This window comes from Mesorhizobium sp. M2A.F.Ca.ET.039.01.1.1 (assembly GCF_003998035.1).
Lineage (GTDB): Bacteria > Pseudomonadota > Alphaproteobacteria > Rhizobiales > Rhizobiaceae > Mesorhizobium.
Genome location: NZ_RZRY01001305.1, coordinates 1 through 937, shown reverse-complemented (window position 1 = coordinate 937; position 937 = coordinate 1). Strand labels below are relative to the sequence as shown.

Here is a 937-nt window from a genome sequence, read left to right as displayed (position 1 = left end):
CCTGCCGCCGGTGGAAGGAGCGATGCCCGACCAGCCAGCGGTCGCGTCAAGCGATCCGCCGGTCGCGTCGGGCGATCCGGCGAAGGACACTCGGCCCGCGGCTTCGCCGCCGTCTGCCGAGCCACTGGCGCGAACAGCGGATGAAACGCCGGCCGCCGCTCCCATGCAAGCTGACGCCGCGCCAGTGGTCCAGGCCTCCGCACCGACGGCCTCGAAGGCGGAAGACCCCATCGACGCCGCGGTGGCCAGCACGCGCCGGCAGCTCGACCAGATCGACCAACTCCTCGGAGCAGCCCCCAAATGACCAGCGTCAACCAGACCCTGCCGGGCTTCGCTTCGGCCCAGCCCCGGCAGCACGCCGCCGGCGACAAGGACAAGGATCAGAGTTTCGGCGAGATGGTGCGCGAGACGGAAAAGCCCGATCGGCCGCAGGACAAGCACGCGACCGTATTGCCGGGCGCTCATCTGGCAAAGCGCTCGGCGGCCGACAACGGCAAGCAGGAGCCTGACCAGGATCCGCAAGGGAAAACCGGCTCGCAGAAAGCCGCGGGAAAGTCCACGAGGGCCGCGGCCGCCCGGGCCGATGAGGCGAAGCCGACGACCGACAAGGATGCCACGGCCCAAGCCAACGATTCCGTGCCGCTGCAGGACCGCTTGCCGTTGCTGATGGCGTTGAGCGACATGAAGCACTTCGCGCAATCGTCGGGCGCGGGCGGGAACGGTTCGGCTGCCGATGGAGAGGGCGCCGGCGAGCACGAGGCACTGAAGCTGCAACTGCGCATTGGCAAGCGCGCGCCGGTCGGCAGTTCCGCCGAGCCGCAGTCGCGATCCGCCCGTTCGACGGCCGCTGAAGCATCCGGGCCCGACTTCGGGCAGAAGCCGGTGACGGCGGATATGGCCCTCGACATTCCCGGCCGCAGCGACACCGGAATCTGTC

The 937-nt window shown here is 69.8% G+C and carries 2 pseudogenes; both read left to right on the top strand.

Annotated elements, in window-relative coordinates:
- Positions 1-304: pseudogene (locus EOA24_RS39475) on the top strand (chemotaxis protein MotC); the annotation flags it as partial.
- Positions 301-937: pseudogene (locus EOA24_RS39470) on the top strand (hypothetical protein); the annotation flags it as partial. The pseudogenes EOA24_RS39475 and EOA24_RS39470, both read left to right, overlap by 4 nt.